4 protein-coding genes and 1 pseudogene are annotated in these 5,296 nt (G+C 69.1%); all 5 read left to right on the forward strand.

Annotated elements, in window-relative coordinates:
- Positions 1 to 404 precede the first annotated feature (404 nt).
- A complete protein-coding gene (locus tag KUF83_RS07115; RefSeq protein WP_217453714.1) occupies positions 405 to 875 on the forward strand; it encodes a single-stranded DNA-binding protein in 471 nt (156 codons plus the stop codon).
- Positions 876 to 1,140: 265 nt separating this feature from the next.
- Positions 1,141 to 2,553 carry a TQXA domain-containing protein gene (locus KUF83_RS07120; RefSeq protein WP_308402935.1) on the forward strand — a complete coding sequence of 471 codons (1,413 nt, stop codon included), beginning with the start codon at positions 1,141 to 1,143 and terminating at the stop codon, positions 2,551 to 2,553.
- 305 nt (positions 2,554 to 2,858) lie between these two features.
- Complete coding sequence (ettA, locus tag KUF83_RS07125) at positions 2,859 to 4,523, forward strand: energy-dependent translational throttle protein EttA (protein ID WP_217453716.1); 1,665 nt, start codon at positions 2,859 to 2,861, stop codon at positions 4,521 to 4,523.
- A 6-nt stretch (positions 4,524 to 4,529) separates the two neighbouring features.
- Positions 4,530 to 4,949, forward strand: coding sequence for a thioesterase family protein (locus KUF83_RS07130; RefSeq protein ID WP_217453717.1), 420 nt, complete (start codon positions 4,530 to 4,532; stop codon positions 4,947 to 4,949).
- Positions 4,946 to 5,296: pseudogene (locus KUF83_RS07135) on the forward strand (hypothetical protein); the annotation flags it as partial. The gene KUF83_RS07130 and the pseudogene KUF83_RS07135, both read left to right, overlap by 4 nt.

A 5,296-nucleotide genomic window follows, 5' to 3' on the forward strand; every position in this document is an offset into this window, starting at 1 on the left:
GGGGAGGGGAGGGCTGGGGTCGGGCTGGGGCCGCCCGGCGTGGGCTGCGTCGGCCCGGGGGCCCGGGGGCTCTGGTGGCCCTGGGCTGGTCCGGCTTGTGTCAGCCGAGGGCCGAGGGCCGAGGGCCGAGGGCCGAGGGCCGGAAGCCGGGAGCCGGGAGCCGGACGGCGGGAGCGTCGGGGGCGGGTGACGGCAGGCGGAAGTCCCCGTTCGGGTGGCGGAGTTGTCCACAACCGGACGGTGGCCCACAGGGCTCAGCGGGCTCGGGCCGGCGGAGGCACTCTGAGGTCGCGGCGATCACGACGTGGTCGTGACGAGGTCGCGACGCGGTCGGCGTGCGCCGGCCGCGACAGACGCAGCCGTACGGGACGAGCCCGTGCGCGTGGCAAGGGAGGGCTTCCGCGATGAACGAGACGATGGTGTGCGTGGTGGGGAACGTGGCTACGCAGCCGGTGTTCCGGGAGACGGCGGCGGGCACGTCGGCGAGGTTCCGGCTGGCGGTCACACAGCGGTACTGGGACCGCGAGAAGAACACCTGGACGGACGGGCACACCAACTTCTTCACGGTATGGGCCAATCGGGCGCTCGCGGCGAACGTGCAGGCGTCCGTGTCGCTGGGCGAACCACTCGTGGTGCGCGGCAGGCTGAAGGTCCGCTCCGAACAGCGTGACGGGCAGTCGAGGGTGGGCGCGGACATCGAGGCCTCGGCGATCGGCCACGACCTGGCCCGCGGCACCACGGCGTTCCGCAGGACACACAGGAGCGAGCCGGCATCGGACACGTCGAACAGGCCGGAGCCCAGCTGGGAAACGGAGCCGGTGGTTCAGTCGGACGAGCCGGCGCAGCGGCAGCAGGAGCCGGCCTTGGTGACGTGAGCGCGGGCACCGGATTCGCGATCTGACCGATGTGCGGCTTATCGGCGAGTGCGTTCCGAACGGTCCCTGGGGATTTGTCGATAAGCCCAGCTTGCGCCCGGTCCTGGCGATAACGATTCCGATTCGGATCACTGATCGGATGACATCACCGGGAAGGGAGATGCGCCCCGTCCTTAGGATGCCGGGCATAGCTCTCGGGGCTTCTGATTCTGCTGGTGGGACCGTAACCCCCCACGTCAACGGGTCCTGCTCGAAGGGGAATTCTGTGCTTTCTTCGTTCTCTGCGTCGTCCGTGCACGGGCGAGGTGCTGTCACCGTCCGGCTGGCCGCGGTGGCGCTCGTGACCGGCCTCGTCGCCGTGAGCGCCGTGACCGGGGCCGGTGCGGCCGTCGCGGACGAACTCCCCCAGAGCCAGGGCGGCGCGACCGCCACCATAGGTGGGCTGAAGACGGCCGGGACGGCCGTCATCCACGAGAACGGCGAGGACAAGCAGCTCTCCGCGGGGCTGTTCGAGATGTCCGTCGACAACGGCGGCACCCTGCAGACGTATTGCGTCGACATCCACAGCCCGACGCAGAAGGACGCCAAGTACCAGGAGACCTCCTGGAGCGGTACGTCGCTGCACGGGAACCCCGACGCGGGCCGGATCCGCTGGATCCTCCAGAACTCCTACCCGCAGGTCAACGACCTCGCCGCGCTGGCCACGAAGGCGGGCGCGAGCGGCCTCACCGAGCAGGACGCGGCGGCCGGCACGCAGGTGGCGATCTGGCGGTACTCGGACGGCGCCGACGTGGACGCCGTGGACCCGCAGGCGGAGAAGCTCGCCGACTACCTGCAGCGCAGCGCCCGCGACCTAGACGAACCGAAGGCGTCCCTCAGCCTGGACCCGCCCGCGGTCTCCGGCCGCCCCGGTGAGCTGCTCGGCCCGGTCACCGTGCGCACGAACGCGAACGGTGTGACGGTGACGCCGCCGGCCGACATCACGAGCGGGGTGAAGATCGTCGACCGGGACGGCGAGGAGATCACGTCCGCGGCCGACGGCGGCGAGCTGTTCTTCGACGTGCCCGAGGACGCCCCGGCCGGTTCGGCCGCGCTGACGGTGCAGGCCTCGACGACGGTCCCGGTCGGGCGGGCCTTCGCCTCCGAGACCAGGAGTCAGACCCAGATCCTGGCCGGCTCCAGCGAATCGACGGTCTCGGCTGCGGCGACCGCGAACTGGGCCGAGACCGGGGCGATACCCGCGCTGTCGGCCGAGAAGAACTGCGCCGAGGGCGGCGTGGACATCACAGCGGTCAACGAGGGTGACGAAGCGTTCACGTTCGAGCTGATGGGCATCGAGCACACCATCGCGGCCGGCGCGTCACAGACGGTGACGGTCCCGCTGCAGGAGGACCAGGCGTACGACTTCACGGTCAAGGGGCCGGCCGGATACGAGAAGCGATTCCAGGGCGTGCTCGACTGCCGCACGCAGAGCAGTGCCGGTGGCGAGACGACCCAGACGCTGAGCGAGCCCAGCCCCGCCACGGTGGGCGGCACCTCCGTCACGACCGCCGACCTCGCCGAGACGGGCTCGTCCGGCGCCACTCCGCTGATAGCCGGGGTCGCGATCGGCCTGGTCGTGATCGGCGGCGCCGCGCTGGTCCTCGTCCGCAGGAAGAACACCGTGACGCGGGACTGAAGAGAGAACCAACCAGCTCCTTGACAATTGGACAGTGAGTGAACGCGTAATTACTCGCTGTGCTGCTGAGTTGTTCCCGCGCGATGCGAGACACCGGCGCCGGAGATTCGGCCGCCTCCGCGCCGGGCCGTCCGCCCGAAGGCGGCAGGCGGCCACCGACGCCGCTCCGTGCCGACCGGAAGAGGCGGACGCCGGGCGTGCCCCGCCAGGGGCCTACGCCATACGCGTTTCCCCCGAGGGGTGGCGGTACGGCAAGATGGGGTGTATCTGCCCACTGCCGATTTCAAGCGTCCGGACGGTTTCTCTTGGCTGAGTTCATTTACACCATGCGCAAGACGCGCAAGGCGCACGGCGACAAGGTGATTCTCGATGACGTCACCCTGAACTTCCTGCCGGGAGCGAAGATCGGCGTCGTCGGGCCGAACGGTGCCGGTAAGTCGACCGTGCTGAAGATCATGGCGGGGCTCGAGCAGCCGTCGAACGGTGACGCGTTCCTGTCGCCGGGCTTCAGCGTCGGCATCCTCATGCAGGAGCCGGAGCTGGACGAGAGCAAGACGGTCCTGGAGAACGTCCAGGACGGGGCCGCCGAGCTCATGGGCAAGCTCAAGCGCTTCAACGAGGTCGCCGAGCTGATGGCGACGGACTACTCGGACGCGCTCATGGACGAGATGGGCAAGCTCCAGGAGGACCTGGACCACTCCAACGCGTGGGACCTCGACGCGCAGCTGGAGCAGGCCATGGACGCGCTGGGCTGCCCGCCCGGCGACTGGCCGGTCACCACCCTCTCCGGTGGTGAGAAGCGCCGTGTCGCTCTCTGCAAGCTGCTGATCGAGGCTCCGGACCTGCTCCTCCTCGACGAGCCCACCAACCACCTCGACGCCGAGTCGGTGAACTGGCTGGAGCAGCACCTCTCGAAGTACGCGGGCGCCGTCGTCGCCGTCACTCACGACCGGTACTTCCTGAACAACGTCGCCGAGTGGATCCTCGAACTGGACCGCGGCCGCGCGATTCCCTACGAGGGCAACTACTCCACGTACCTCGACAAGAAGTCCACGCGCCTCAAGGTCGAGGGCCGCAAGGACGAGAAGCGTCAGAAGCGGCTCAAGGAAGAGCTGGAGTGGGTCCGGTCCAACGCCAAGGGCCGTCAGACCAAGTCCAAGGCGCGCCTCGCCCGTTACGAGGAGATGGCAGCCGAGGCCGACAAGATGCGGAAGCTGGACTTCGAGGAGATCCAGATCCCGCCGGGCCCGCGCCTGGGCTCCATCGTCGTCGAGGTCCAGAACCTCTCCAAGGCGTTCGGTGACAAGGTCCTCATCGACGACCTGAGCTTCACCCTGCCGCGCAACGGGATCGTCGGGGTCATCGGCCCGAACGGCGCCGGCAAGACCACGCTCTTCAAGATGATCCAGGGCCTGGAGACGCCGGACTCCGGTGCGATCAAGGTCGGCGACACGGTCAAGATCAGTTACGTCGACCAGAGCCGCGCCAACATCGACCCCAAGAAGACGCTGTGGGCCGTCGTCTCCGACGAGCTCGACTACATCAACGTCGGTCAGGTCGAGATGCCGTCGCGGGCCTATGTGTCCGCCTTCGGCTTCAAGGGCCCGGACCAGCAGAAGCCTGCCGGTGTCCTCTCCGGTGGTGAGCGCAACCGCCTGAACCTGGCGCTGACCCTCAAGGAGGGCGGCAACCTGCTGCTCCTCGACGAGCCCACCAACGACCTCGACGTCGAGACCCTGTCGTCGCTCGAGAACGCGCTGCTGGAGTTCCCCGGTGCGGCCGTGGTCATCTCCCACGACCGCTGGTTCCTGGACCGGGTCGCGACGCACATCCTCGCGTACGAGGGTGAGTCGAAGTGGTACTGGTTCGAGGGCAACTTCGAGTCGTACGAGAAGAACAAGGTCGAGCGGCTCGGACCGGACGCGGCGCGTCCGCACCGCGCCACCTACAAGAAGCTGACCCGGGGCTGATCTCTCTTGCGGCACATCTACCGCTGCCCGCTGCGCTGGGCGGACATGGACGCGTACGGCCACATCAACAACGTGGTCTTCCTCCGCTACCTGGAGGAGGCGCGTATCGACTTCCTGTTCCGCCCGGACAAGGATTTCCAGCAGGGGTCCGTGGTGGCGCGCCATGAGATCGACTACAAGCAGCAGTTGGTCCACCGGCACCGGCCGGTCGACATCGAGCTGTGGGTCACGCAGATAAGGGCGGCGTCGTTCACCATCGCCTACGAGGTCAAGGACCCGGACCAGGTGTACGTCCGGGCGCAGACGGTCATCGTGCCGTTCGACTTCGAGGCGCAGCGGCCACGTCGTATCACCGCGGAGGAGCGCGAGTTCCTCGAGGAGTACACGGACGACGTGGCCGGTTCCACGGGGGCCGTCGCCGCATGACGGTCCTGCACCTCGTCGACGAGGGGGAGGCGGCGGACCTCGCCGCCTTCCTGGCCCGGCTGATCCACTACGACCGGGCGGCCGCGGTGCGGCTGCAGGCGTCGGGGACGACACTCGCGGTGTTCGGCCGGCCCCCGTCGTTCGAGGTGCTCGCGATCCGTACGGCGCGGCTCGCGAAGCCCTACGAGGACGGGCTGGACGTCGTCCTCGACGTGACGGTCTCGGCAGGTGAACTCCTGGAATCCCTCGACGAGCCGGCGGCCACGGCGGCCGTTCCCGCCGCCGTCACCGGCCCGCCGTGGGCCGGGGTGCTGCCGCCGCGCGGCGGCTGGCGGCCGGAGCCGGGC

Source organism: Streptomyces sp. BV286 (genome assembly GCF_019090165.1).
GTDB lineage: Bacteria > Actinomycetota > Actinomycetes > Streptomycetales > Streptomycetaceae > Streptomyces.